Annotated in this window: 18 protein-coding genes; 1 reads left to right on the forward strand and 17 read right to left on the reverse strand. The window is 70.1% G+C overall.

Translation table 11 applies throughout. The annotated features are described in order from the left end of the window. Window positions 1-73: 73 nt before the first annotated feature. From IFT79_RS16615 to rpoB, 7 genes are all read right to left on the reverse strand, one after another. Window positions 74-544: a type II secretion system protein gene (locus IFT79_RS16615; RefSeq protein WP_159827830.1), complete on the reverse strand. Its 471-nt coding sequence runs from the start codon at window positions 542-544 to the stop codon at window positions 74-76. A gap of 295 nt (window positions 545-839) precedes the next feature. Beyond that, window positions 840-2,072, reverse strand: coding sequence for a type II secretion system F family protein (locus IFT79_RS04285; protein WP_056043602.1), 1,233 nt, complete (start codon window positions 2,070-2,072; stop codon window positions 840-842). Further along, a complete protein-coding gene (locus IFT79_RS16620; RefSeq protein ID WP_274604814.1) occupies window positions 2,072-4,084 on the reverse strand; it encodes a type IV pilus twitching motility protein PilT in 2,013 nt (670 codons plus the stop codon). Before IFT79_RS16620 ends, IFT79_RS04285 begins: the two co-directional genes overlap by 1 nt. Before the next feature lie 46 nt (window positions 4,085-4,130). Next, on the reverse strand, window positions 4,131-5,792 hold the full coding sequence (locus tag IFT79_RS04295; protein ID WP_056043605.1) for a GspE/PulE family protein: 1,662 nt from the start codon (window positions 5,790-5,792) through the stop codon (window positions 4,131-4,133). A gap of 165 nt (window positions 5,793-5,957) precedes the next feature. Next, window positions 5,958-7,160: a GNAT family N-acetyltransferase gene (locus tag IFT79_RS04300; protein WP_192122976.1), complete on the reverse strand. Its 1,203-nt coding sequence runs from the start codon at window positions 7,158-7,160 to the stop codon at window positions 5,958-5,960. Between the two features lie 195 nt (window positions 7,161-7,355). After that, entirely contained in the window at window positions 7,356-11,237 is a 3,882-nt protein-coding gene (locus IFT79_RS04305) for a DNA-directed RNA polymerase subunit beta' (protein ID WP_056043611.1), read from the reverse strand. 49 nt (window positions 11,238-11,286) lie between these two features. Further along, on the reverse strand, window positions 11,287-14,778 hold the full coding sequence (gene rpoB / locus IFT79_RS04310; RefSeq protein ID WP_192122977.1) for a DNA-directed RNA polymerase subunit beta: 3,492 nt from the start codon (window positions 14,776-14,778) through the stop codon (window positions 11,287-11,289). Window positions 14,779-15,098: 320 nt separating this feature from the next. On the opposite strand from rpoB, the gene IFT79_RS04315 reads away from it, so the two are divergent. Beyond that, window positions 15,099-15,956: a spermidine synthase gene (locus IFT79_RS04315; RefSeq protein ID WP_123571300.1), complete on the forward strand. Its 858-nt coding sequence runs from the start codon at window positions 15,099-15,101 to the stop codon at window positions 15,954-15,956. Between the two features lie 309 nt (window positions 15,957-16,265). On the opposite strand, the gene csrA is transcribed toward IFT79_RS04315, so the two are convergent. The 10 genes from csrA to IFT79_RS16830 all read right to left on the reverse strand — a co-directional run bounded on the left by csrA (window position 16,266) and on the right by IFT79_RS16830 (window position 25,531). Next, complete coding sequence (csrA, locus tag IFT79_RS04320; RefSeq protein ID WP_043596512.1) at window positions 16,266-16,514, reverse strand: carbon storage regulator CsrA; 249 nt, start codon at window positions 16,512-16,514, stop codon at window positions 16,266-16,268. Window positions 16,515-16,642: 128 nt separating this feature from the next. Beyond that, on the reverse strand, window positions 16,643-17,851 hold the full coding sequence (locus tag IFT79_RS04325; RefSeq protein WP_192122978.1) for a hypothetical protein: 1,209 nt from the start codon (window positions 17,849-17,851) through the stop codon (window positions 16,643-16,645). 1 nt (window position 17,852) lies between these two features. Beyond that, window positions 17,853-19,904 carry a flagellar biosynthesis protein FlhA gene (locus IFT79_RS04330; protein ID WP_056043626.1) on the reverse strand — a complete coding sequence of 684 codons (2,052 nt, stop codon included), beginning with the start codon at window positions 19,902-19,904 and terminating at the stop codon, window positions 17,853-17,855. Continuing rightward, entirely contained in the window at window positions 19,901-21,175 is a 1,275-nt protein-coding gene (locus tag IFT79_RS04335) for an EscU/YscU/HrcU family type III secretion system export apparatus switch protein (protein ID WP_192122979.1), read from the reverse strand. The genes IFT79_RS04330 and IFT79_RS04335 overlap by 4 nt, the downstream gene beginning before the upstream one ends. 1 nt (window position 21,176) lies before the next feature. Continuing rightward, window positions 21,177-21,929, reverse strand: a complete 753-nt coding sequence (locus tag IFT79_RS04340) for a flagellar biosynthetic protein FliR (protein WP_255350769.1) — start codon at window positions 21,927-21,929, stop codon at window positions 21,177-21,179. A 9-nt stretch (window positions 21,930-21,938) separates the two neighbouring features. Further along, window positions 21,939-22,214, reverse strand: a complete 276-nt coding sequence (gene fliQ / locus IFT79_RS04345; protein ID WP_043596053.1) for a flagellar biosynthesis protein FliQ — start codon at window positions 22,212-22,214, stop codon at window positions 21,939-21,941. After that, complete coding sequence (gene fliP, locus IFT79_RS04350; RefSeq protein ID WP_446718851.1) at window positions 22,214-23,251, reverse strand: flagellar type III secretion system pore protein FliP; 1,038 nt, start codon at window positions 23,249-23,251, stop codon at window positions 22,214-22,216. Before fliP ends, fliQ begins: the two co-directional genes overlap by 1 nt. Next, window positions 23,248-23,859, reverse strand: a complete 612-nt coding sequence (locus tag IFT79_RS04355; RefSeq protein ID WP_192122980.1) for a flagellar biosynthetic protein FliO — start codon at window positions 23,857-23,859, stop codon at window positions 23,248-23,250. Before IFT79_RS04355 ends, fliP begins: the two co-directional genes overlap by 4 nt. A gap of 2 nt (window positions 23,860-23,861) precedes the next feature. After that, complete coding sequence (fliN, locus tag IFT79_RS04360) at window positions 23,862-24,587, reverse strand: flagellar motor switch protein FliN (RefSeq protein ID WP_056043636.1); 726 nt, start codon at window positions 24,585-24,587, stop codon at window positions 23,862-23,864. Then, on the reverse strand, window positions 24,584-25,531 hold the full coding sequence (locus tag IFT79_RS16830; protein WP_056043639.1) for a flagellar motor switch protein FliM: 948 nt from the start codon (window positions 25,529-25,531) through the stop codon (window positions 24,584-24,586). The genes fliN and IFT79_RS16830 overlap by 4 nt, the downstream gene beginning before the upstream one ends. Between the last annotated feature and the right edge of the window lie 35 nt (window positions 25,532-25,566).

Genomic DNA, 25,566 nt, shown 5'->3' on the forward strand with positions numbered 1-25,566 from the left:
GGTCAGGGGCGGATCAGCGGGAAGGCGGGGGTGGTAGCCGACGGCGCGGCCACCACCCCCGCAGAACTGGTGGCTAGGCCTTCTTCGTGAAGACACCAGACGACGAGCACGTGCCCTCGGCCGTGCCGACGACGTCGCTCGTCGCGTAGGTCTTCGACGTGGCGGTGCTGGTGGACGAGATGCAGAAGGTCGGTGCGGCGGTGGTGCCCCCGACGGTCATGGTGAGGTCGCCCGAGTTGTCGCCCTTGGTCAGTCCACCGGCTTTGAGGTCGGCGTTCGCCGGGTCGAGTACGCCGGCGGCGGGCAGCTTGCCGGTGTTCGTCTGGACGCTGATGACGGCGGTCTTGGCGTTCGTCAGGTCGTTCTTGACCGACGAGTCCTTGGCGTTGTTCTGCACGCCGAGGTACACCGGGATGGCGATCGCGGCGAGGATGCCGATGATGATGACGACGACGAGGAGCTCGATCAGGGTGAAGCCCTTGTCCTTGTCTTCGGTGAGGTTCTGGCGGCGGGCGCTGAGCTTGCCCATGAGGGTGAAGTACATGTCGCTGGTCCTGTTCGATCGGGTGCGGGAGTGATGCCCGGTGAGGGGGTGAGGCGGTCACTGAGCTCCCGCCGAGATCGATGGTGCCACCTGGGAAAGTGCCCCAGAATCCCTTGGAAGGGGGGTTTTGGCCTGCGACACGGCCCCAGTTCGGGTATCCCCCGAAAGGCCGGAAATCGCTGGTCAGCACTCGTTTGCGGGGTAGACCGCACGGTCGCCGGACGTCCGGGACGAGAAGGAGGCGCGAGCCGGCCTCGTGAGCCGGCCCGCGCCTCCTGCGGGGGTGCCTGGTGCGTTACTTGATCAGCGAGGTGATCTGGAAGATGGGCAGGTACAGCGCCACGATCATGCCGCCGACGACGACGCCGAGGAAGGCGATCAGGAGGGGCTCGATCAGGGCCGTCAGCGACTCGGTCGTCGACTTGACCTCTTGGTCGTAGAAGTCCGCGACCTTCTCGAGCATCGTCTGCAGCGAACCCGAGTCCTCGCCGACCGAGATCATCTGCGTGACCATCGACGGGAAGACGCCCGACTCGGTCAGCGGGCCGGCGATGGACTCGCCCTGCCGCACCGACTCGGCCACCTTGACCAGCGCCTCCTCGAGCACGTAGTTGCCCGACACCTCGCCCACGATGCGCAGAGCCGTGAGTATGGGCACGCCGGCGCCGATCATGTTCGAGAAGTTGCGGCTGAACCGCGCGATCGCGATCTTCCGGAACAGCGCACCGAAGACGGGCAGCTTCAGCTTCAGCGGGTCGAGGAACGCCCGCACCTTGACCGAGTTCTTGTTCGTCCGCCACCAGATCGAGAACGCGATCCCCACGACGATGCCGGCCGGCACGACGTACGGCATCGCCCGCGACGCGTAGACGAGCATCATCGTCGGCAACGGCAGCTGACCGCCGAGGTTGGTGAACATGTCCTGGAAGATCGGGACGATGAACAGCAGCATGATGACGACCGCGACGAGCGACATGACGAGCACGACGACGGGGTAGGTCATGGCCGACTTGATCGTCGACCGCAGCGCCACCTCCTTCTCGAAGTTCTCGGCCGTCGACTCGAGCGCCTTGTCGAGGAACCCGCCGGTCTCGCCCGCCTTGATCATGTTGATCATCAGCGGAGGGAAGTCCTTGTCGTGCTTGCCGACCGCGTCGGAGAACGAGACGCCGGTCTCGACGTCGTCGCGCACCTCGGCCATGATCTTGGCCAGCCGCTTGTTGTCGACCTGGTCGGCGAGGATCGTCAGGGTGCGCAGCAGCGACAGCCCCGAACCGATCATGGTCGCCATCTGGCGCGACATGACCGCGATGTCCTTCATCTTGACCGCACGGTCGCCGAGCCCGGGGATCGACACCTCGCGCTGCAGGCCGGTGCCGGCACCCGCCTCGCTGATCGAGATCGGCTGCACGCCCATCGTGCGGAGGCGGGTGATGACCGCGCCCTCGCTCGACGCGTCGACCTTGCCCTTGACGACCTTGCCGGCCCCGTCACGCCCCTTGTAGGCGTAGGCGACTGCCCCGGCCATCAGGCGGCCCCGCCCGAGAACGAGTCGCCGAAGTCGATGCCGCTGTCGAGTCCCTGGCTCTCGGACTTGTTGATCACTCGCGTCACGAGGCGGTCGAACCCTTCACGGTCGTGCACCTTCTCCATCGCGGCCTTGTGCGTCACGACGCCGGTGTTCACCAGATCGGCGAGCTTCTGGTCCATCGTGTGCATGCCGAGGTCCCGGCCCGCCTGCATCGACGAGGCGATCTGGTACGTCTTGCCCTCCCGCACGAGGTTGCCGATCGCCGGGGTCATCATCATGATCTCGGTCGCCACGACCCGGCCGCGGCCGCTGGCCTTGGGCAGCAGCGTCTGGCAGACGACGCCCTGCAGCGTCGAGGCGAGCTGGGTGCGCACCTGGTCCTGCTGGTACGGAGGGAACACGTCGATGACGCGGTCGATGGTCTGCGCCGCGCTCTGCGTGTGCAGCGTCGCGAAGACGAGGTGGCCGGTCTCGGCGGCGGTCAGCGCGACCGAGATGGTCTCGAGGTCGCGGAGCTCGCCGATGAGGATGACGTCGGGGTCCTGCCGCAGCACGTGCTTGAGCGCCGCCGCGAAGCTGTGGGTGTCGTGCCCGACCTCTCGCTGGTTCACGAGCGACTTCTTGTGCTGGTGCATGAACTCGATCGGGTCCTCGACCGTCACGATGTGGTCGGCCCGCGTGCGGTTGACGAGGTCGATCAGCGCCGCGAGGGTCGTCGACTTGCCCGAACCCGTGGGGCCCGTGACGAGCACGAGACCGCGCGGGAGCTTGGCGAAGGTCGACACCGACTCGGGCACGCCCAGGTCGCCGAGCTGCTTGATCTCGGTGGGGATCAACCGGAAAGCCGCCCCCAACGAGCCGCGCTGCTGGTAGAAGTTCACGCGGAAACGCGACTCGTCCGAGAGCGAGTAGGCGAAGTCGAGCTCGAGCTCCTCGTCGAAGCGCTGCTGCTGCTCGGGCGTGAGCAGGCTCTCCAGCGCCGTGCGGACGATGGCCGCGTCCCAGACGGTGCCTCCGGAGAGGGCGGGTCGGAGGTCGCCGTCGACGCGGATCGTGGGCATGGCGTCGGTGGTGACGTGCAGGTCGGAGGCGTTCTGCAGCACGACCTGGATCAGCGCCGAGACGAGCCCGGCGTGCGCGTGGTCGCGCGGGTGGCGGTGCAACTCGATGCCGTGGAAGTCGGCCGCGTCCTCGGCCGTCGCGAGCACGGCGGTCGGCGCGTCGGCGGCGACGTGCTGCGGAGCCGGCGCGTCCCAGGGGGCCGTCGCGGTCGGGCCGGCCGAGGCGCCGGCAGGGCTCGGCAGGACGACGCCCTCGGCGGCGAACGGCGAGGACGACGCGAGCGACGCGGACGCGGCCGTCGTGCTGGCCGTGGTGCCGACCGCGGCCGTGTCCGCGAGGGCGGGGGCGGCGAGGTCCGTCGCGGAGCCGGCCCGCGCCTCCTGCAGGGGGGACGCCTGAGCCCGGGAGGCGCGGATCGGCTCCTCGAAGCGCGGGTCGACCCAGCCGGGTCGCGGCGTCGACGGGAGCACGTGGCCGGCGGGGGGCGGGCTGAGCGGTGCCGGGGCGGCTGCCGCGGGCGACGGGGCCACGGAGGAGGGCGCGGAGACCGACGACGGGGCCACGGCCGATCGGGGCAGGACGGGCGAGGGGCCGGTGTCGGGGACGAGCAGGGCCTCCTGGTCGGCGAGCGCGGCCTTGTCGACCAGCGCCTCGGCCAGCCGCGCGGCGCGACGACTCGAGGGGGCACGCGTGGGCGTCCAGCCCATGACCGGGTCCTGGCCTCCGTCGAGGCTGTAGACGGGGCCCGTCGCGGCACCGCCGGGCGACGCGGGAGCGGACGGGAACGGCGACGCGTCGGCCGGAGCCGTCGACGACGCGGTCGCGGAGCCGGTCGCGGTCGCGGTGGCGGACCGGACCTCGTTGCCCGGACGGCCCGGCGTCCACCCCGCGAGGGCGGCGTCCTCGGCGGCTGCGTCGTCGGGGATGTCGTAGATCGAAGCGCTCATGAGAGGGGCTCCTCGTGGTCGGTCCGGGCTCGGCCGGAGGCGGGCGTCACGCGACGACCCGCAGGATCTCTTCGACGCTGGTGAGGCCGAGCTTGGCCTTCTCCCATCCGTCCTGACGCAGGCTCAACATGCCCTGCTCGCGGGCGACCCGGCCGATCTCGGCGCTGGACGCACGGCTCACCGCGAGCCGCTCGATGTCCTCGGAGACGCTCATCACCTCGTGCAGCGCGATGCGGCCGCGGTAGCCCGTGTTCGAGCACTGCTGGCAGCCCACCGGCTGGTACACCGTGGGGTTCTCGTCGGGCTCGACCCGGAACTTCAGGTGCGCCAGCTGCAACGGGGAGTAGGCCGTGGGCGTCTTGCACCGGTCGCAGAGCCGGCGCGCGAGGCGCTGGGCGACGACGCAGTCGATGGCCGACCCGACGAGGAAGGGCTCGATGCCCATCTCGGTGAGTCGGGTGATCGCGCTCGGGGCGTCGTTCGTGTGCAACGTGCTCAACACGAGGTGGCCGGTCAGCGACGCCTCGATCGCGATCTGCGCCGTCTCGTGGTCGCGGATCTCGCCGAGCAGGACGACGTCGGGGTCGGACCGCAGGATGCTGCGGAGCGCACTCGCGAAGGTCAGGCCCGCCTTGGGGTTGACCTGCACCTGGTTGATGCCCTTCATCCGGTACTCGACCGGGTCCTCGACCGTGATGACGTTGATCTCGGGACGGGCGACGGCGTTCAGCGTCGTGTACAGCGTCGTCGACTTGCCGGAACCCGTGGGGCCGGTGACGAGGATCATGCCGTAGGGCTTCGAGTACGACTCGGCGTAGACGTCGAAGTTGCGCTCGAGCAGGTTGAGGTCGCGCAGGCTCATCGAGGTGTTCGAGTTGTCGAGGATGCGCATCACGACCTTCTCGCCCCAGACGGTCGGCAGCGTCGCCACCCGCAGGTCGATCTGCCGGCCGCCGTGGCGGACCGACATGCGGCCGTCCTGCGGCTTGCGGCGCTCGGCGATGTCGATCTCGCTCATGATCTTGAGGCGCGAGATCACGCCGTTCTGGATCGCCTTGGGCGCCGGCTGCATCTCGTGCAGCACGCCGTCGATGCGGTACCGGATGCGCACGTCGGTCTCGGACGGCTCGATGTGGATGTCGGAGGCGTGGTCGGTGATCGCCTGGCTGACGAGCAGGTTGACGAACCGGACGATCGGCACGTCGTCGTCGGGGCCGTCCGTGATGTCGGCCGCCGTCTCGTGTGCCCTCTCCTCTTCGAGGGTCGACGTCAGGTCGTTCAGCTCGTCGTCGGCACGCAGGTACCGGTCGATGGCGGCGCGCAGGTCGTTCTTCTCGGCGACGACGGGGTCGACGCCCATGCGCAGGCCGGCGCGGACGTCGTCGATGGCGAAGACGTCGCCCGGGTCCTCCATGGCGAGGATCAACGCACCGTCGCGCACGCCGATCGGCAGGACCTTGTGCCGTCGGCACACGGCCGCGGGCACCATCGTCACGGCCGAGCGGTCGACCGGGTAGTCGATCAGCTCGACGAAGTCGAGGTCGGCGGCGGTGGCCCGGGCCCTCGCCACCTGCATCTCGGTGACGACGCCCCGCGAGAGGAGGTCGCGGATGGACGCCTCTTCCTCGGCAGGGCCGCGCGGGATCACGTCGAGCTGCTCGATCGGCAACAGCCCGTGCAAGATCAGGATCTCGGTCATGGAAGCCACGCGTACCTCCTCGGAAGTACAGGGCCTCGGGGGTAGGACGACGAGGCCGTTCGACGCTCGGGGTCGGGTCCGAGCTTGCCTCACGCTACGGTGGCGACGCCGTCGGCGGCACGTCCCAGAGCGGGTGCCCCTCGAAGGGGTGCGCCGGTCGCCCCCCGGTCGGACTCAGTAGGCGCGGACCACCGTGGCGGAGCGCCTCGCGGCGACGAACCCGGCCCGGTCGTAGAGCCCCAGGGCGCCCGTCGGGCTCACGGAGTCGACGTCGAGCACGGTGACCTCGAGCCCCTCGGCGACGTGCGCCTCCAGCGTCGACGCGAGCAGGGACTGCGCGAGGTGTCGTCCCCGCCAGGAGCGCCGGACGCCGACGTACTCGACGTAGGCGCACCGCCGCCCCAGGGCCGCCCAGTCCTCGGGGTCGACGTCGCTCAGCACGAACGCGACGACCTGCTCGGCGGCCTCGGGGTCGTCGAGGGGACGGGCGACGGCCAGCAGCGAGAGGTCCTGCCGGAACGTGCCGGCACCGACCATCCGCCCCCATCGCTCCTCGCTCGTCGGCTGGCTGCCCCAGTGGTCACGGAAGGCGTCGTTGCGGGCCTGGCGCGTCGCCTCGACCCACTCGTCGGTCATCGTGACCAGGCGGACGGCCGGGTCGAGCGCGACGCGCTCGACCGGTTCCGTCAGGTCGCGCCGCAGCTCGGTCCACCACCGCGACTCGTCGAACCCCGCCCGACGGAACGCCGCCCGCGTGGCGAGGGCGTCCTCCTCGACGTCGGTCACGAGACCGGCCGGCAGCACCTCGTCACAGGTGGCCAGGTGCTGCTCGCCCCGGACCCGTTGCCAGTCCAGGAGGCGGCGACCGAGACCCTCGCCGCGTCGCCCGGGGTCGACACCGCCGGGGACCCCCACCCGCACGAGGCTGACCCGCGTCGGGCCGAGGTGGCTGAGGCCCCAGGCGACGAAGCGGCCGTCGGCGTCCACCCCGACGATGCTGTCCCGCACGAGGTCGATGCCGGGCGACGTGAGGTCGTCACGCACGACCTCGAGCGCATGGCCGCGGTCGGGGTGGTCGACCGACCCCATGCGGGCACAGAGCGCGTGCAGGGGCACGAGGTCGTCGAGGGTGAGCGGTCGCCAGGTGACACCGGCGACGGGCTCCGGTGACGCCACGACGTCGGGTGCCGTCACCCGCTCGCGGACGGGGCGGTCGGCCGTGCCGATGCCGACCCCCTCGGCGGCCTCGCCTCGGCCGACGACGACCGGGGGCGGTGTGGCCGGTGCTCCGACGGCGGCGGCGGCCGTGGCGGCAGCAGCAGTGGCGGCGACGCCGGTCGTCAGGGTGGCGGTCTCGTCGGGCTGATCGTCAGGCATCCCTCCATCCTGCCGGGTCGGCTTCCCCCGTCGCCTCAGCCCGGCGGGGGAACACCCGCTCGCGTCGCCGCCCCGACCGGGAGGGGACGACGAAGGGCCCCGGTCCGCACGGAGTGCGAGCCGGGGCCCTTCGAGGTGAGGCCCTCAGGAGGCGCGGTGGGGGTCAGACCCTCACCGCGCCTCCTGACGGGGTTCTCAGTTGTAGGTGCCGGGAGTGAAGTCGTCCGACGAGAAGGAGTCGAAGTCCACGAAGCTCAGGTCGGCTTCGTTGAACGACGCGTCGTCGGTGAAGACGCGGTTGGGGTACCGCTCCGCCTTCGCTTCTTCCGTCGCCTCGACCGACACGTCGCGGTAACGCGACAGGCCGGTGCCCGCGGGGATGAGCTTTCCGATGATGACGTTCTCCTTCAGACCGACCAGCGGGTCGCTCTTGCCTTCCATGGCGGCCTGCGTCAGGACGCGGGTCGTCTCCTGGAAGGACGCGGCGGACAGCCACGACTCGGTCGCCAGCGAGGCCTTCGTGATGCCCATGACCTCTTGACGAGCGGACGCGGTCCGCTTGCCCTCGGTCAGTGCCGCACGGTTGATCTCGTTGTACTTCGACCGGTCGACGAGCTCACCGGGCAGCAGGTCGGTGTCGGCGTGGTCGACGACGGTGACCTTGCGGAGCATCTGACGGACGATGACCTCGATGTGCTTGTCGTGGATCGGCACACCCTGCGAGCGATAGACGTCCTGGACGCCACCCACGAGGTGCTGCTGCACCGCACGGACGCCCTTGACGCGCAGGACCTCTTTCGGGTCCACCGCACCGGCGATGATCTGCTCGCCGAGCTCGACGTGCTGACCGTCCTCGACGAGGAGGGTCGAACGCTTGAGCACGGGGTAGATCACTTCTTCGTCGCCGTTGTCGGGCTGCAGAATGACGCGGCGAGCCTTGTCGGTGTCCTCGATCGTGATGCGACCGGCCGAGTCGGCGATCGGGGACGCACCCTTGGGGGTACGCGCCTCGAACAGCTCGGTCACGCGGGGCAGACCCTGCGTGATGTCGTCGGCCGAGGCCGAACCACCGGTGTGGAAGGTACGCATCGTCAGCTGCGTGCCGGGCTCACCGATCGACTGGGCCGCGATGATGCCGACGGCCTCACCGATGTCGACCAGGTTGCCGGTGGCCAGCGAGCGGCCGTAGCACTGGGCGCAGACACCGACGGCGGCCTCACAGGTGAGGACGGAGCGGACCTTGATGGTCTCGACACCGGCCGCCACGAGCTCGTCGATCAGGACGTCTCCGACGTCGGCGCCGGCCTCGGCCAGCACCGTGCCCTTCGCGTCCACCGCGGCAGCCGCGAGCGACCGTGCGAACACGGTGTTCTCGACGGTCGCGTCGCGCACCATGACGCCGTTGGCGTCGGGTGCGGCGATCGGCATCTCGAGGCCACGCGAGGTGCCGCAGTCGTCCTCACGGATGATGACGTCCTGCGACACGTCGACGAGACGACGGGTCAGGTACCCCGAGTCGGCCGTACGGAGGGCCGTGTCGGCCAGACCCTTGCGGGCACCGTGCGTCGCGATGAAGTACTCGGCCACCGACAGACCCTCGCGGTACGAGGAGATGATCGGGCGCGGGATGATGTCACCCTTCGGGTTGTTCACCAGGCCTCGCATGCCGGCGATGTTGCGCACCTGCAGCCAGTTACCACGAGCACCCGACGTCACCATGCGGTTGATGGTGTTGTCGATCGGGAAGTTCGCGCGCATCTCGGCGGCGACCTCGTTCGTGGCCTCCGTCCAGATCTTGATCAGGTCGGCGCGACGCTCGGCGTCCGAGATCAAGCCCTTGTCGAACTCGGACTGCACGGCGGCGGCCTGCTTCTCGTAACCCGCGACGATCTCGGGCTTGCGCGGAGGCGTGAGCACGTCGGACAGCGCGACGGTGACACCCGAACGCGAGGCCCAGTAGAAGCCCGCGTCCTTGATGTTGTCGAGTGCCGCCGCGACGGCGACCTTCGGGTAGCGCTCGGCGAGGTCGTTGACGATCGTCGAGAGCATGCCCTTGTCGGTCACCTGCTGGACGAACGGGTAGTCCGCCGGCAGGTTCTCGTTGAAGAGCGCGCGACCGAGGGTCGTCTCGAGCAGGATGTCCTGCCCGACCTCGTAGCCCTCGGGAGCCTCGCCCTCGGCGAAGTGCACGCCGTTCATGCGGATCTTGACCATCGCGTTGAGGTCGAGCGTGCCCTGGTCCTTCGCGAGGATCGCCTCGGCGACCGACGAGAAGGCTCGGCCTTCACCCTCGGCACCCTCGGTGACCGTGGTCAGGTAGTGCAGACCGATGATCATGTCCTGTGCGGGCAGGGTCACCGGACGACCGTCGGACGGCTTCAGGATGTTGTTCGACGCGAGCATCAGGATGCGCGCCTCGGCCTGGGCCTCGACGGACAGCGGCAGGTGCACGGCCATCTGGTCACCGTCGAAGTCGGCGTTGAACGCCGCACAGACGAGCGGGTGCAGCTGGATGGCCTTGCCCTCGACCAGCTGGGGCTCGAACGCCTGGATGCCGAGACGGTGCAGCGTGGGCGCACGGTTCAGCAGCACGGGGCGCTCGCGGATGATCTCTTCGAGGACGTCCCAGACCTGCGGGCGCGAACGCTCGACCATGCGCTTGGCCGACTTGATGTTCTGAGCGTGGCTCAGGTCGATCAGGCGCTTGATGACGAACGGCTTGAACAGCTCGAGGGCCATCTGCTTGGGCAGACCGCACTGGTGCAGCTTCAGCGTCGGGCCGACGATGATGACCGAACGACCCGAGTAGTCGACGCGCTTGCCGAGCAGGTTCTGGCGGAAGCGACCCTGCTTTCCCTTGAGCATGTCGCTCAGGGACTTCAGGGCGCGGTTGCCGGTACCCGTGACGGGACGACCGCGACGACCGTTGTCGAACAGGGCGTCGACGGCCTCTTGCAGCATGCGCTTCTCGTTGTTCACGATGATCTCGGGAGCACCGAGGTCGAGCAGGCGACGGAGGCGGTTGTTGCGGTTGATCACGCGACGGTAGAGGTCGTTCAGGTCGCTGGTCGCGAAGCGGCCACCGTCCAGCTGCACCATCGGGCGCAGCTCGGGCGGGATGACCGGGACGACGTCGAGGACCATGGCGGCCGGCGAGTTGCCGGTGGCCAGGAACGAGCTCACGACGCGCAGGCGCTTGATGGCGCGGATCTTCTTCTGACCCTTGCCCTCGGAGATTTGCAGGTGGAGGTTCTCGGCCTCGGTGGTGAGGTCGAAGCCCTCGAGGCGCTTCTTGATCGCCTCGGCGCCCATGTGGGCCTCGAAGTAGATGCCGAAGCGGTCCTGCAGCTCGTGGAAGACGGCGTCCTCGGGCTTGAGGTCGCCGACCTTGAGGTTGCGGAAGTCCTCCCAGACGCGCTCGAGGCGGTTGATGTCCTCGTCGAACGACTTGCGCGTCTGCGACATCTCTTTCTCGGCGCCGTCCTTCGCACGACGCTTCTGGTCGCTCTTCGCGCCTTCTTCCTCGAGGACGGCCAGGTCGTCCTCGAGCTTCTGGAGGCGGTCGGCGATGCGCGTGTCGCGCTGCGACTCGAGCTGCTTGATCTCGAGGCGGAGCTCGTTCTCGAGCCCGGGCATGTCGGCGTGACGGCCCTCTTCGTCGATCGAGATGACCATGTAGGCCGCGAAGTAGATGACCTTCTCGAGGTCCTTCGGTGCCATGTCGAGCAGGTAGCCCAAGCGCGAGGGGACGCCCTTGAAGTACCAGATGTGCGTGACGGGAGCGGCGAGCTCGATGTGGCCCATGCGCTCACGACGCACGGACGACTTCGTGACCTCGACGCCGCAGCGCTCGCAGACGATGCCCTTGAAGCGGACGCGCTTGTACTTGCCGCACGCGCACTCCCAGTCACGCGACGGCCCGAAGATCTGCTCTCCGAAGAGGCCGTCCTTCTCGGGCTTCAGCGTGCGGTAGTTGATGGTCTCCGGCTTCTTGACCTCACCGTGCGACCAGGCGCGGATGTTCTCGGCAGTGGCGAGGCCGATCCGCAGCTCATCGAAAGTTGTTGCTTCGATCAAAATTTAATCCCTTGTCAGATGTATCGACGTGTCGTTGTGGGAAGGGGGCTTAGATCTCGTCGACGTTCGACGATTCGAAGCGGGAGGAGATGTTGATGCCGAGCTCTTCGGCGGCACGGAAGACCTCGTCGTCCGTGTCGCGCAGGCTGACCGTCTGGCCGTCGGCCGAGAGGACCTCGACGTTCAGGCAGAGCGACTGCATCTCTTTGATGAGGACCTTGAAGCTCTCGGGGATGCCGGGCTCCTGGATGTTCTCGCCCTTGACGATGGCTTCGTACACCTTCACGCGGCCGAGGATGTCGTCCGACTTGATGGTCAGGAGCTCTTGCAGCGCGTACGCGGCGCCGTAGGCCTCGAGGGCCCAGACCTCCATCTCACCGAAGCGCTGGCCACCGAACTGTGCCTTACCACCCAGCGGCTGCTGCGTGATCATCGAGTACGGGCCCGTCGAACGCGCGTGGATCTTGTCGTCGACGAGGTGGTGCAGCTTCAGGATGTACATGTAACCGACCGAGATCGGGTTCGGGAACGGCTCACCCGAGCGACCGTCGAACAGGCGCGCCTTGCCGGACGAACCGATCAGACGCTCACCGTCGCGGGTCGGCAGGGTCGAGTCGAGCAGACCCTCGATCTCGCGCTCGGCGGCACCGTCGAACACCGGGGTGGCGACCTTCGTGCCGGGAGCGGCGCTGAGCGCCTCTTCGGGCAGGTTCTTCGCCCACTCCTGGACGCCCTCGACGTTCCAGCCCTGCGCCGCGATCCACCCGAGGTGGATCTCGAGCACCTGGCCGAAGTTCATCCGACCGGGGACGCCCAGCGGGTTGAGGATGATGTCGACCGGCGTGCCGTCCGCGAGGAACGGCATGTCCTCGACGGGCAGGATCGTCGAGATGACGCCCTTGTTGCCGTGACGACCGGCGAGCTTGTCGCCCGCCGTGATCTTGCGCTTCTGGGCGATGAAGACGACGACGCGCTGGTTGACGCCCGAGCCGAGTTCGTCGTCGCCGTCCTGCGAGTCGAAGACCTTGACGCCGATGACCGTTCCCTGCTCGCCGTGGGGCACCTTCAGGGACGTGTCGCGGACCTCACGGCTCTTCTCGTTGAAGATCGCGCGCAGCAGGCGCTCTTCGGCGCTGAGCTCGGTCTCGCCCTTGGGCGTGACCTTGCCGACGAGGATGTCGCCGGGGCGCACCTCGGCACCGATGCGGATGATGCCGCGCTCGTCGAGGTCGGCCAGCAGGTCGGGGCTGACGTTGGGGAGATCACGGGTGATCTCTTCCTTGCCGAGCTTCGTGTCGCGGGCGTCGACTTCGTACTCTTCGATGTGGATCGACGAGAGCGTGTCGTCCTTGATGAGGTTCTGCGACAGGATCATCGCGTCCTCGTAGTTGTAGCCCTCCCAGGGCATGAACGCGACGAGCAGGTTCTTGCCGAGCGCGAGCTCGCCGTTCTCGGTCGCGGGACCGTCGGCGATGACCTCGCCGACCTCGACGCGCTGGCCGGCGTCGACGATCACGCGGTGGTTGTAGCTGGCGCCCTGGTTCGAGCGGTCGAACTTCCGCAGGTAGTAGTCCTGCGTGCCGCCGTCGTCGAGCTGGACGGTGACGACGTCGGCCGACACCTCGGAGACCACGCCCGCGGCGTCGGCGGTGACGACGTCACCGGCGTCGATCGCGGTGTAGCCCTCCATGCCGGTGCCGACGAGGGGGCTCTCGCTGCGGACGAGCGGGACGGCCTGACGCTGCATGTTCGCACCCATGAGGGCGCGGTTCGCGTCGTCGTGCTCGAGGAACGGGATCAGCGACGTGGCCACCGACACCATCTGGCGCGGCGAGACGTCCATGTAGTCGACCTCGGCCTTGTCGACGAGCTCGACCTCGCCACCCTTCTTGCGGACGAGCACCTTGTCGTCGACGAAGTCGAACTTGTCGTCGAGGGGCGCGTTCGCCTGGGCGACGACGTAGTCGTCCTCTTCGGAGGCGGTGAGGTAGTCGATCGTCGTGGTGACGTTGCCCTTCTCCACGCGACGGTAGGGCGTCTCGATGAAGCCGAACGAGTTGATGCGCGCGAAGGACGCGAGCGAGCCGATCAGGCCGATGTTCGGGCCTTCAGGGGTCTCGATCGGGCACATGCGGCCGTAGTGCGAGGGGTGGACGTCGCGGACCTCGACGCCGGCGCGCTCACGCGACAGACCGCCGGGGCCGAGCGCGCTCAGACGACGCTTGTGCGTCAGTCCCGAGAGCGGGTTGTTCTGGTCCATGAACTGCGAGAGCTGCGAGGTGCCGAAGAACTCCTTGATCGCGGCGACGACGGGGCGCACGTTGATCAGGGTCTGCGGCGTGATCGCCTCGATGTCCTGCGTGGTCATGCGCTCACGGACGACGCGCTCCATGCGCGACAGACCGGTGCGGACCTGGTTCTGGATCAGCTCGCCGACCGCGCGGATGCGACGGTTGCCGAAGTGGTCGATGTCGTCGACGTCGAGGCGCAGCTGGACGGGCTCGCCCTCGCGCGTGCCGTTCATCGACTTCTCTTCGGCGTGCAGCGACACGAGGTACTTGATCGTCGCGACGATGTCGTCGACGGTCAGGACCGAGTCGCCCAGGGGCGCGTCGATGCCGAGCTTGCGGTTGATCTTGTAGCGACCCACCTTGGCCAGGTCGTAGCGCTTGTGGTTGAAGTAGAAGTTGTCGAGGAGCGCGCGCGCGGCCTCGGCAGCGACCTGCTCGCCCGGACGGAGCTTGCGGTAGATGTCCTTGAGCGCCTCTTCCTTGGTGAGGATGGCGTCCTTCTCGAGGGTGGCCTCGATCGAGGCGAAGCCCTTGAACTCCTCCATGATCTCTTCGCTCGTCAGGCCGAGTGCCTTGAGGAAGACGGTCACGCTCTGCTTGCGCTTGCGGTCGATGCGCACGCCGACCTGGTCGCGCTTGTCGATCTCGAACTCGAGCCAGGCACCACGGCTCGGGATGACGCGAGCCGAGTAGATGTCCTTGTCGCTGGTCTTGTCGGAGGCGCGCTCGAAGTAGACGCCCGGGCTGCGGACGAGCTGCGAGACGACGACACGCTCGGTGCCGTTGATGATGAACGTGCCACGCTCGGTCATGAGCGGGAAGTCGCCCATGAAGACCGTCTGGGTCTTGATCTCACCGGTGAGGTGGTTCATGAACTCGGCGTTCACGTAGAGCGGCGCGGCGTAGGTCTTGCCACGCTCTTTGCACTCGTCGATCGTGTACTTGGGCTCTTCGAGCTCGGGGGCCGTGAACGAGAGCTGCATGGTCTCGCCGAGGTCTTCGATCGGCGAGATCTCTTCGAAGATCTCTTCCAGGCCCGAGTGGAGGGCCAGGTCGGTTCGACCCTGCTCGGTCGCCTCGGCGAGGCGGTCCTTCCAGATGTCGTTGCCGACGAGCCAGTCGAAGCTCTCGGTCTGGAGCGCCAGCAGGTCGGGGACCGTCAGCGTGTCGGTGATCTTGGCGAACGAGAGCCGCGATGCGTTGCGACCGTTCTTGGGTGAGTTGGTGGATGCGTTGTTCGCAGCAGCCAAGGAAGTAACCTCCGTGGACCCCGTCGGGTCATCACTGTCGGACAGTATGTGGTGAGTGAGTGAACGGCCCTACCCGGCGGACACCATCCACCCCGCCGTCATATTCGGGGGTGGGTGTCTCGAGACGTTGTCGACCGCAATATGACGACAGGACGCACGGGGAGCGCAAAGGTCCATACTAGGTCGCCCCGGACACGCCTGGCAAGCCCTGTCGTTGACCTTTCGCCCGAGCTTCGGTATAACCCGGGCGCATGCACAGGCATTCCACGGGATCGAGGGCCGCGCGCGCCTCCTCGTCCCCGGGATGGGAGGCTTGGGGCATGGCCGCACAGCACGACGACCCGCCCGTCGAGATCTCGATCGGGGCGGGTCTCGCCCGCGTGGACGAGGACCGGCACCGCCCCGGTTCGTACACCCTCGTCGTCGACGGCACGCCCCAGTCGCACGTCGACCTCGACGACCCGACGCACCTGGCCTTCGAGTACGTCCGGCGCATCGGGCACGCCGTCGACCTGCTGCCCGAGGGGCCGGTCACCGCACTGCACCTCGGCGCCGGCGCCCTGACCCTGCCGCGCTACGTCGAGGCCACCCGACCGGGTTCGCGCCAGCAGGTGATCGAGCTCGAGGCCGACCTCGTGGCCCTGGTGCGCGAGACCCTGCCGCTGCCGCGGGGGGCCTCGATCCGGGTGCGCTACGGCGACGCCCGCGAGGTCATGGTGAAGCTGCCCGCCGGACTGCGCGGCACGGTCGACCTGCTGATCGTCGACGTGTTCGGTGGCTCGCAGATCCCCGCCCACGTCACGTCGCTCGAGTTCTACACGGCGGCGGCCGAGTTCCTGTCGCCGACCGGCATGCTGATCGTCAACTCGGCCGACGGCGCGGGGCTGGCCTTCGCCCGCGGCCAGGCGTCGACCCTCGCGACCGTGTTCGAGCACGTCGTCGCCGTGGCCGACCCCGCGACGCTCAAGGGCCGTCGCTTCGGCAACGTCGTGCTGATCGGTTCGCCGTCGCCGCTGCCGACCGACCGCATGCCCCGGCTCTACTCGTCGGACCCGCTGCCGGCCAAGGTCGTCCACGGCCGTGAGCTGCGCGACTTCGTCGCCGGGGCGCCCGTCGTCACCGACGCGACGGCCGTGCCCTCGCCCGAGCCGTCACGGAGCGTGTTCGGGGCGCGCTGACGACGCCCCGGTCGAGCCAGTGGGCCGCCCCCGTGGCGCCCACGACGGCGGCCGAGGCGAGGGGCGCGACAGGTGAGAAGAACACGAGCCACAGTGCCGCGACTACTCAGAACCGTCAGAGGCTGCGGTTCTCTCCGGCAACCCGCCACGATGTGGACACGACGCCAGGCGAAAAGGTGGCGCTGTGTCCATCTCGTGGCGGCGTGAGGGCAAGGCGACGTGAGGGCACGGCGGCGGGGCGGCACGAGCGCGCCGCGGCACGAGGCCAGAGCGGCCCGGGCCGGTTGCGGAGGGGGCCGGGCGGCGGGACTACTGGTCGGCGCGGGGGGCGGGGGCGCCGAGGGCGGCACGCAGGCGGGCCTCGGCGTCGTCGGGGGCCTTGGCCGCCTCGACGTTGGCCTCGGTCACGGCCTTGATGACCTCTTCGCGCTGGATCTTGACCCCGCGCGGTGCGTCGATCCCGATGCGCACGCCGTCGCCACGGGAGTCGAGCACCGTGATGACGATGTCGTCGCCGATCACGATGCGTTCTCCGACCTTGCGTGTCAGCACCAGCATCGGACCAGCTTACCGAGCGCGGGGCGCACCGGCCACGACGACAGGCAGGAGGCGCGGGTCGGCGATCACAGGACGGCATCGGCCCCGAGGCGCGACCGCGGGAGGACGACCGCCGGAGGAGGCGCGACTCAGCGGCCCGCGCCTCCTTCGCGCCAGCCCACCGGCACGCCGAGCAGGTGCACCGTGCCCGGGGTCGCCGTGTCGTCCTCGCCGACCACGGCGGCCGCGACCACGGGCGCGACCGCCCGGACGGCCTCGACCCAGCGGGCGGTGTCGTCGTGCTTTCGCCCGACGTCGACCGCGACCCAGACCTGGTCGGCGGCGATCGCCTCGAGGGCGGCGGGAGCGGCCGCGTCCCAGGCGAGGGCCGTCACGACGGCCGAGTTCTCGTGCACGCCGGTGGCCCGGGCCAGGATGCCGCTCCGGCGATCCGACACGTCGACGGAGCGCAGCCCGAACGTCGAGGCCATCTGGGCGGCCACGCGGAAGGCGTCGCCGGGGCGGCCGACGACCACGACGAGGTCGCCTGCCCCGCGCGACACGTCGGGGGCGGGCGGCACGCCCGGGGAGGCCACGGCCCGGGCCTGCGCGGCGAGGGCGTCGGCAGCGGCCGCGAGCGACGCCGCCGTCCGACCGGGAGCGGCCCCGTGCGGCGCGTCGGGGTCGGCGGCGTCACCGTCGGCGACGGCGGTGGAGCCCGGGCCCGTCGCCGCGACACCGGCTCCGAGGCCGGCGGCGGCACCGGCGGCCGGAGCGATGCCGTTGAAGGTGAGGTCGTCCATGATCGAGGCGAACGCGTCGGTGCGCGTCGAGACGTCGGCCGGGGACGCGACCGGCACCGCGCCTCCTGCGCTCGACGGCGAGGCCGAGGCCCCGCCGGGACCCGTCGCGGCGGCCGCCGCGGCACGAGCGGCCCGACGCGGGCTCACGGGCACGGCCGAACCGGTCAGCACGTCGTCGAAGCCGTCGCGCGCGGGCGTCGCCGCCGTGGCGGCGGCGTCCCCCGCGGCCAGCGATGCCGACCACGCGGCCCGGGCTGCCGGAGCCCCCGCCTGCAGGGCGTCCTCGGCCTCGTCGGCCGACGCCAGCAACGCCGCGATGCCCGCACGCTCGGCCGGCACCGGCGTCGTGATGCGCACCCGGGCGACGGGCAGGTCGATCGCGGGGTCGGGCACCTCGACGGTGACCTCGTAGTGCTTGCGGGCGAAGAAGCCGCCGACTCCCCCGACGGTCACCTTCTGTGCCGCGACGATGCGCGCCGAGGCCCCATGGGTCGCCCGCACCTCGCGGCGCAGCCCGTCGAGCGTCTCGCCGGTCATGACGATCGTGGTCGGCATCTCAGGCCACGATCGAGTCGGTCGCGCGGACGACGCCGACGGTCTCGATGGTCGAGCCGGCGGCGGTGGCCTCCTGGTACGACAGCACCGGCAGGCCGTTCTGCTGCGCCGACACGAGCCGGTGGATGGCCGGTCGCAACGCCGGGGCGCAGACCAGCACCGCGCTGAGACCCTGCGCCTCGACCGACTGCACGGCCTCGCGCAGCGACCCGAGCACCTGCTCGACCCGGTGCCCGTCGAGCAGGATCTGCGTCCCCTGGTCGCTCGGTCGCAGCCCCTCGAGCATCGACTGCTCGAGGGTCGGGTCGATCATGATGACCCGCAGCACGCGGCCGTCGAGGTACTGCGCCGTGAGCGCGGGGCCCAGGGAGGCGCGGGCCGCCTCGACGAGTCCCTCCGGGTCGGTCGACACCTTCGCCCGCAGCGTCAGCCCCTCGCAGATGCGCGCGAGGTCGTTGATCGGGATGCGCTCCGACAGCAGGCCCTGGAGGACGCGCTGTAGCTCGGCGAGCGACAGCATGTTCGGCACGAGGTCGTCGACGGCCGGGGCGTTGACCTGCTTGACGCCCTCGGTCAGCACGCGGACGTCCTCGCGGGTGAGCAGTCGGGCGGCGTTGTCGGCGATGATCGACGACAGGTGCGTCACGAGCACCGAGACGCGGTCGATCACCGTGGCACCGGTCATCTCGGCGCTGTGGCGCATCTCGGCGGGCACCCACTTGCCGGCGAGGCCGAAGACCGGCTCGACCGTGGCGGTGCCGGGCAGGCCGTCGAGCGCGTCGCCGAGGGCCAGCACGGAGCGGGCCGGCGCCTGACCGCGACCGGCCTCGACGCCCGCGATGCGGATCGAGTAGGTGGCCGGCGGCAGGTCGACGCTGTCCCGGGTGCGGACGGGCGGCACGACGATGCCGAGGTCGACCGCGATCTTGCGACGCAGGGCCTTGACCCGGCCGAGCAGGTCGTCCGACGCTCCCCCGACCATGTCGACGAGGTCGGGCGCGAGCAGGATCTCGAGCGCGTGCACCCGCATCTGCTCGAGCAGGTCGTCGGTCGTGTCGGTGGGGGCGACGACCGCCGCCTGCTGCTCCGCGAGAGCAGCGCGCGCCTCCTCGGCCTTGGCGGCCACGCCGAGCCGGTAGGCGACGAGCAGCAGCGCCCCACCGATCAGCAGGAACGCGACGATCGGCATGCCGGGGATGAAGCCCATGCCGATGGCGGCGGTCCCGGCCACGGCGAGCGCGATGCGCGACTGGCCGAGCTGCGACGCGGCCTGCGCACCCATCTCGGTGTCGGCGCCCGAGCGGGTGACGATCATGCCGGTCGAGACGGCCATCAGCAGGGCGGGGATCTGCGTGGTCAGGCCGTCGCCGATGGTGAGCAGTCCGTAGTGCGAGAGGGCGTCGCCGATGGCCATGCCGTTCTGCAGCGCGCCGATCGCGATGCCGCCCACCAGGTTGATGATGATGATGATGATGCCGGCGATCGCGTCACCCTTGACGAACTTCGACGCACCGTCCATGGCGCCGTAGAAGTCGGCCTCGGCGCTGACGTCGGCGCGACGCTGCTTGGCGACCTCGTCGGTGATGAGGCCCGCGTTGAGGTCGGCGTCGATGGCCATCTGCTTGCCCGGCATGGCGTCGAGGGTGAACCGGGCGCCCACCTCGGCGACGCGCTCGGCACCCTTGGTCACGACCACGAACTGGATCACGACGAGGATCAGGAAGATCACCGAGCCGATGATGATCGAGCCGCTCACGGCGACGTGCCCGAACGCCGCGATGACGTCGCCGGCGAAGCCGTCGCCGAGCACGAGGCGCGTCGAGGCCACGTTGAGCCCGAGGCGGAACAGCGTCGCCACCAGCAGCAGCGACGGGAAGACCGAGAAGTCGAGCGGCTTCTTGACGAACAGCGTCGTCAGCAGGATCACCAGCGCCAACAGGATGTTGAGGATGATCAGCACGTCGAGCATCGGCGCGGGCACCGGCACGACGAGCAGCAGCACGATGCCGACGATGCCGACCGGGACGGCGAGCTTGGGCAGGGTGGACTTCATCGGGTGCCTCCAGGGGTGGCGGGGCGGACGGAGCGGGAGAGCGCAGGAGGCGCGGTGCGGGACGGTGCGGAGGTCGCGCCGGTCGTGCCGGTCGCGCCGGTCGCGGCCTCGCGGGCGATGCGGAGGCGGCGGGGCACGGCGTCGGCCTCGAGCGACTCGGGAGCCAGGACGCCGGCCACCTCGTCGGCCGTGGTGACGCGGGGCGGCGTGTGCGTCCCCTTCAGCGTGCCGCGGGCCTTGAGCGCCATGACGAAGGTGAGCACCCGGGCGACCGGCGTGTAGAGGTCGACGGGGATCTCCTCGCCCAGGCCGCAGGCGGCGTGGAGGGCTCGGGTCAGCGGGACGTCGACGACGAGCGGGACGCCGTCGGCGGTGGCCTGCTCGCGGATGCGGGCGGCGACAGTGCCGGCGCCCTTCGCGACGACGCGCGGAGCCGACTTGCCGGGTTCGTACTTGACCGCCACGGCGTAGTCGGTCGGGTTCACCATGACGACGTCGGCGTCGGCGATGGCCCCGATCATGCGGTTGCGGCTCATCGCGAGCTGACGGGAACGCCGCTGCGACTTGACCAGGGGGTCGCCGTCGCTCGACTTGTTCTCGTCCTTGACCTCTTTCTTGGTCATGCGGGTCTTCTTGCGGTTGCGGCGCATGACGACGAACACGTCGGCGAAGGCGAGCAGCAGGCCGGCCGCGATCGCGGCCTTGATCAGGATGCCGGTGCCGGCCTTGGCCTCCTCGAGCACGGCCGAGACGCTGAGGCCGCCGCCGCTCATGAGCACGGGCATCAGACCCTGGATCGCGAACCAGAGCACGAGGCCGACGACGGTCGTCTTGATCAACGCCTTCGCGCCGTTCCAGAGCGCCTGCGTGCCGAAGGTGTTCTTGAGGCCGTTGAGCAGGTTGAACTGCTCGTAGTTGCCGGTCATGCGCTTGATGTGCACGCCGCCCTGCACGATCGCGGTCGCGAGGACGGCCACGCCGACGACGGCCAGCATGGGCCCGATCGTGGCCCCCATCGAACCCGCGCCCTGCATCAGCTCGGTGACCACGGTCGCCGAGTCGGGGTGCGTGATGGCCTGGCGGATCGAGAACATCTGGTCGACGCCCGCCGAGGAGGCGCGCTCGATGGTCGAGGGGATCATCACGGCGGCGGCGCCGACGCCCACCCAGGCGCTGAGGTCCTGCGACCGGGACAGCTGGCCCTTCGAGTGGACCTCTTTCATCCGCTTCTCGGTCGCGGCCTCGGAGCGCTCGCCGGAGTCGTCCGCCATGTCAGCCCACCCCCAGCAGCATGTCGGCGGCGTCGCCGGTCAACGAGGCCACGACGCCGGGCAGGGCGAGGAAGACGCCGCCGGCCAGCATGACCGTCATGAGGATCTTGAGCGGGAAGCCCATCGCGTAGGCGTTGAGGGCCGGCGCGACGCGGGAGAGCAGTCCGAGGCCGACGTCGGCGAGGAACAGCACGACGCAGAGCGGCCCGGCGATCTGGATGGTCGAGAGGAAGAGCTGGCTGACGCCGGTCGTCAGCAGCTCGACCGGACGGGAGAGGTCCATGCCGAGGCCGAGCGGCACGGCGTCGAAGGACCGCGTGAGGCCGCCGATGATCAGCTGGTACCCCCCGGTCGCGAACATCAGGGCGAGCGCGGTCATCTGGAACAACCGGGTGAACTGCGCGCCGTTGACCATCGACTGCGGGTCGAACGCCTGGGCGAGCGTGAAGCCGCCGAAGAGGTCGATCAGGCTGCCGGCCGCCTGCACCGCGGCGAAGGCGACGAACACCAGGAAGCCCAGCACGGCGCCGACGACGAGCTCGAGCACGAGGGCCATGACGAAAGGGCCCGTCTCGAGGGACACGTAGCCGGGGGCGACGCGGGGCGCGACGGCGAGCGCGAGCCCGATGCCGAGCATGGCCTTCACCCTCGCCGGGAAGGCCCGGTACGAGAACGGAGGCGCGATCACGAGGAACGCGGTCATGCGCACGGCGGCGAGGAGGGTGGCCTCGAGCCAACTGAGGTCGAACGACACGGTGCGTCCCTACCCGCCGCTGAGCAGCTGGGGGATGCGGTCGAACACCATCGTCGTGAACGACACCATCTCGCTGATCATCCAGTGGCCGGTGACGATGAGCGCGATGCCGACGGCGACGGCCTTCGGCACGAACGAGAGGGTGACCTCCTGGATCTGCGTGATCGACTGCAGCAGCGAGATCGCGAAACCGACGACGAGCGAGGTGATCAGCACGGGCGCGGCGAGCTTGCCCGTGATGATCAGGGCCTGCATCGAGAGGTCGAGGACGGCGTTGGAATCCATCAGGCACCCACCTGGTAACTCTCGATGAGGCTCTTGATGATGAGGCCCCAGCCGTCGACGAGGACGAACAGCAGGATCTTGAACGGCAGCGAGATCATCACCGGCGGCAGCATCATCATGCCCATCGACATGAGCGCGGCGCTGACGACGAGGTCGATGACGAGGAAGGGGATGAAGATCACGAAGCCGATGATGAACGCGGCGCGCAGCTCGCTGATCATGAAGGACGGGATGAGCGTCAGCATGGGCACGTCGGCCTGGCTGTCGGGGTTCGGCTGGTTCGCCGACCGGGTCATCAGCGCGAGGTCCTCTTCGCGGGTGTGGGCGAGCATGAACTCCCGCAACGGCGCGATGCCGGCGTCGATCGCGCCCTGCAGGTCGAGGCGGCCGTCGAGGTAGGGCTGCACGGCGTCCGTGTTGATGTGGGTCAGGATCGGAGCCATGATGAACAGGCTCAGGAACAGGGCCAGCCCCGCGAGCACCTGGTTCGGCGGGATCGACGGCAGCGCGAGCGCGTTCCTCGTCATCGCGAGCACCACGAAGATCTTCGTGAACGACGTCATCATCAGCAGCAGCGCGGGCGCCACGCTCAGCAGCGTGATGCCGATCAGGGTGACGACGGCCTGGCTGGGCGCACCGTCGGGGCCGTTGATGTCGATGCTCAGGCCGCCCGAGCCGGTGCCGTCCGACGTGGTCTGGTCGGTGTCGGTGAAGTCGGTGGGGGTCGTGCCGGTGGTGGCGTCGGTGCCGTCCGTGGCCGGGGCGGTGGGGGCGGTGGGGGCCGTCGGCGAGACGGGGGCCGCGTTCGCCTGCTGACCGATCAACATGACGAGGGCGGACGCCACGACGAGCGCGAGCAGCGTGACGACGACGGCCCGGGCGAAGCGCGTGTCGGCGAAGCGCACGGGTGCGGCCACCAGGGAGCGGCCGAGGGGGGCCCCGTGCAGGCCGTCCCGCAGCGTCGGGCGGGCGAGGCGACGCAGGGCGGACGCGAAGGAGGGGCGGGTCGGGGACGCGGACGACCGGCGGCCGGTCATCCGGCTCGTCCGCTGCGCAGGGCCGCGGCCGCCTGACGCCAGGTGTCGGGTGCGAGGATCGAGCCCTCGATCGACTTGGCGGTGCGACCGCGACGACGGGCGTCGAGGTCACGAGGACGCGAGACGGCGGCACGGCGGGCGGCGCCGCGGGGGCGCAGCAACTCGACGGGGGTCGCGTCGACGGGGGTCGCGTCGGCCGGGCGGGCGGGCCGCTCGTCGCGGGCCGCGGCGCCTTCGGCGGAGAGGACGGACGCGAACGCGACGGGGGCGATCGACGTGACCCGCGCCTCCTGCGTGACGGACTCGGTCGCGGACTCCTCGGGCTCGGGGACCAGCGTCAGGGCACCGGCGTCGACGGGACGGTCGGCGGCCGCCAGGACGGTCACGGACGACTCGGTCACGCCGAGCACGAGACGCTCGCCCTCGACGTCGACCACCACGACACTGGCCTTCGCGCCGACGCCCTGACGGGCGACGACCGAGACCTGCGACGTGGCGCGGGAGCCCGCACGACCGCCCTTCACCAGGCGCTTCTGCAGCACCCAGAGCAGGGCGAGGACGACGCCCAACGAGAGGACGACCCGCAGGCCGACGACGACGGTGTCCACGATCAGGCGATGCCGTCGGCGACGTCGAGGATCTTGGTGATGCGGACGGCGTAGTCCTGGTCGACGACGACGACCTCGCCGTGAGCGATCAGGCGACCGTTGAGCAGCACGTCGGCGGGGGCACCGGCCGAGCGGTCGAGCTCGATGACGGCCCCGGGCTCGAGGCCCAGGACGTCACGGACCGACATGCGGGTGCGGCCGATCTCGACCGTCAGCGCCATCTCGACGTTGTTGATGCGACCGAGGTTGCCGGTCGACACCGCGCCCACGGTCGGCGCCACGGGCGACGAGCCGCCGATCGTGCCGGTCTCGCGGAGGCGCAGGGCGAACCAGCCGGCGGGCTGACCCGCGGCCGTCAGCTCGAAGACGACCGTCTCGGGGTCGGTCAGGAGCGCGTCGGCCGACTCGCGACGGCTCTCGCCGAGCACGCCGGTGCCGAGCACGCCCGTCGCGGCCTCGAGCGCGGGACGCAGGACGTCCGAGACCGAGACCATCGGGTTGTCGGTGCCAGCCGCGGCGGCGAGCTGGTCCATGTCGGCCAGCAGGACCGCGGTGTCGGCCGAGACCGACCCGACGAACGACGTGACCACGACGGACGGACCCGCGAGGCGGAGGCCGTGCGCGGAGGCCGGGTCGACGGCCACGGCACGCAGGGGCGTGGGCGTCGGCAGCTGGGCGACCAGCGCCTCGACCGCCGCGGTGTGCAGGGTGATGGTCGTGCCGGTCATGAGGTTCCTTCTTCGGTGCCGGTCAGGGAGGTGGAGACGACGATGCCGGCCAGACGGGAGCCGGCGGCTCCGACGGCGGCACGGCCGACGGGCTGGCCGTCGACGCTGATCTCGAGCGGGCGGTGCTGCGGGTGGGGAAGCGGCAGCAGGTCGCCGACGGCCAGCCCGAGCACGACGCTCGGCAGCACCGCGGCGGGGGCGAAGGTCAGCGAGACGCCGACCGGCACCGAGGCCAGCTGGGCGCCGAGCAGGTCGCGGGCGTCGGCGGCGTCGATCGTCGGGTTGGACTCGCCCAGCTGCGACAGCAGGACGTCGGCGGGGATCGCGACCGTGCCGGGCGCGACGCGCTCGCCGACGCGGATCTCGAACGAGGCCACGATCATCAGGTCGGACTTCTGGGCGGCCTGGGCGAACTGCGAGTTGTACTGGAACCCGCCGACGCTGATCGGGTCGGCGAGCATGGTGCCGAACGAGTAGCGCAGGTCGTCGAGGGCGTCGTCCATCAGCCGGCGCACGAGGGCCTGCTCGATGGGCGTGAAGGTGCGCTCGGGCAGCGTGGCGGGCTTGACCGCGCCGAGCATGTGGCTGACCCAGGTGAGCGCGGCCGACGACGGGAACTGGATGACGGCCTTCGCCGAGACGCCCTCGAGGGTGCAGAGCACCATGGCGGTGGTCGGCGGCAGGGACGAGGCGTACTCGTCGTAGGTGAGCATCTGCACCTGGTCGCAGGTCACCTGCGAGAGCACCCGGACCTTGGCGGTGAGCTGGGTGCCCCACTGCCGCGCGAAGGTGTCGAAGGCGAGCTCGAGGACGCGCGAGTGCTCACGGGCGAGGGTCGTCGGACGGCGGAAGTCGTAGACCTCGACGGTCTTCTGCGGGCGCGTCGACGAGCCGACCGTCGAGGTCGGTGCGCTGCTGCCCGTCGGGGCGTCGAGGAGTGTCACGGACGGAGCTATCGGCCCGCCCCACCTGGGCGTTA

Source organism: Frigoribacterium sp. CFBP 8759 (genome assembly GCF_014841655.1).
GTDB lineage: Bacteria > Actinomycetota > Actinomycetes > Actinomycetales > Microbacteriaceae > Frigoribacterium.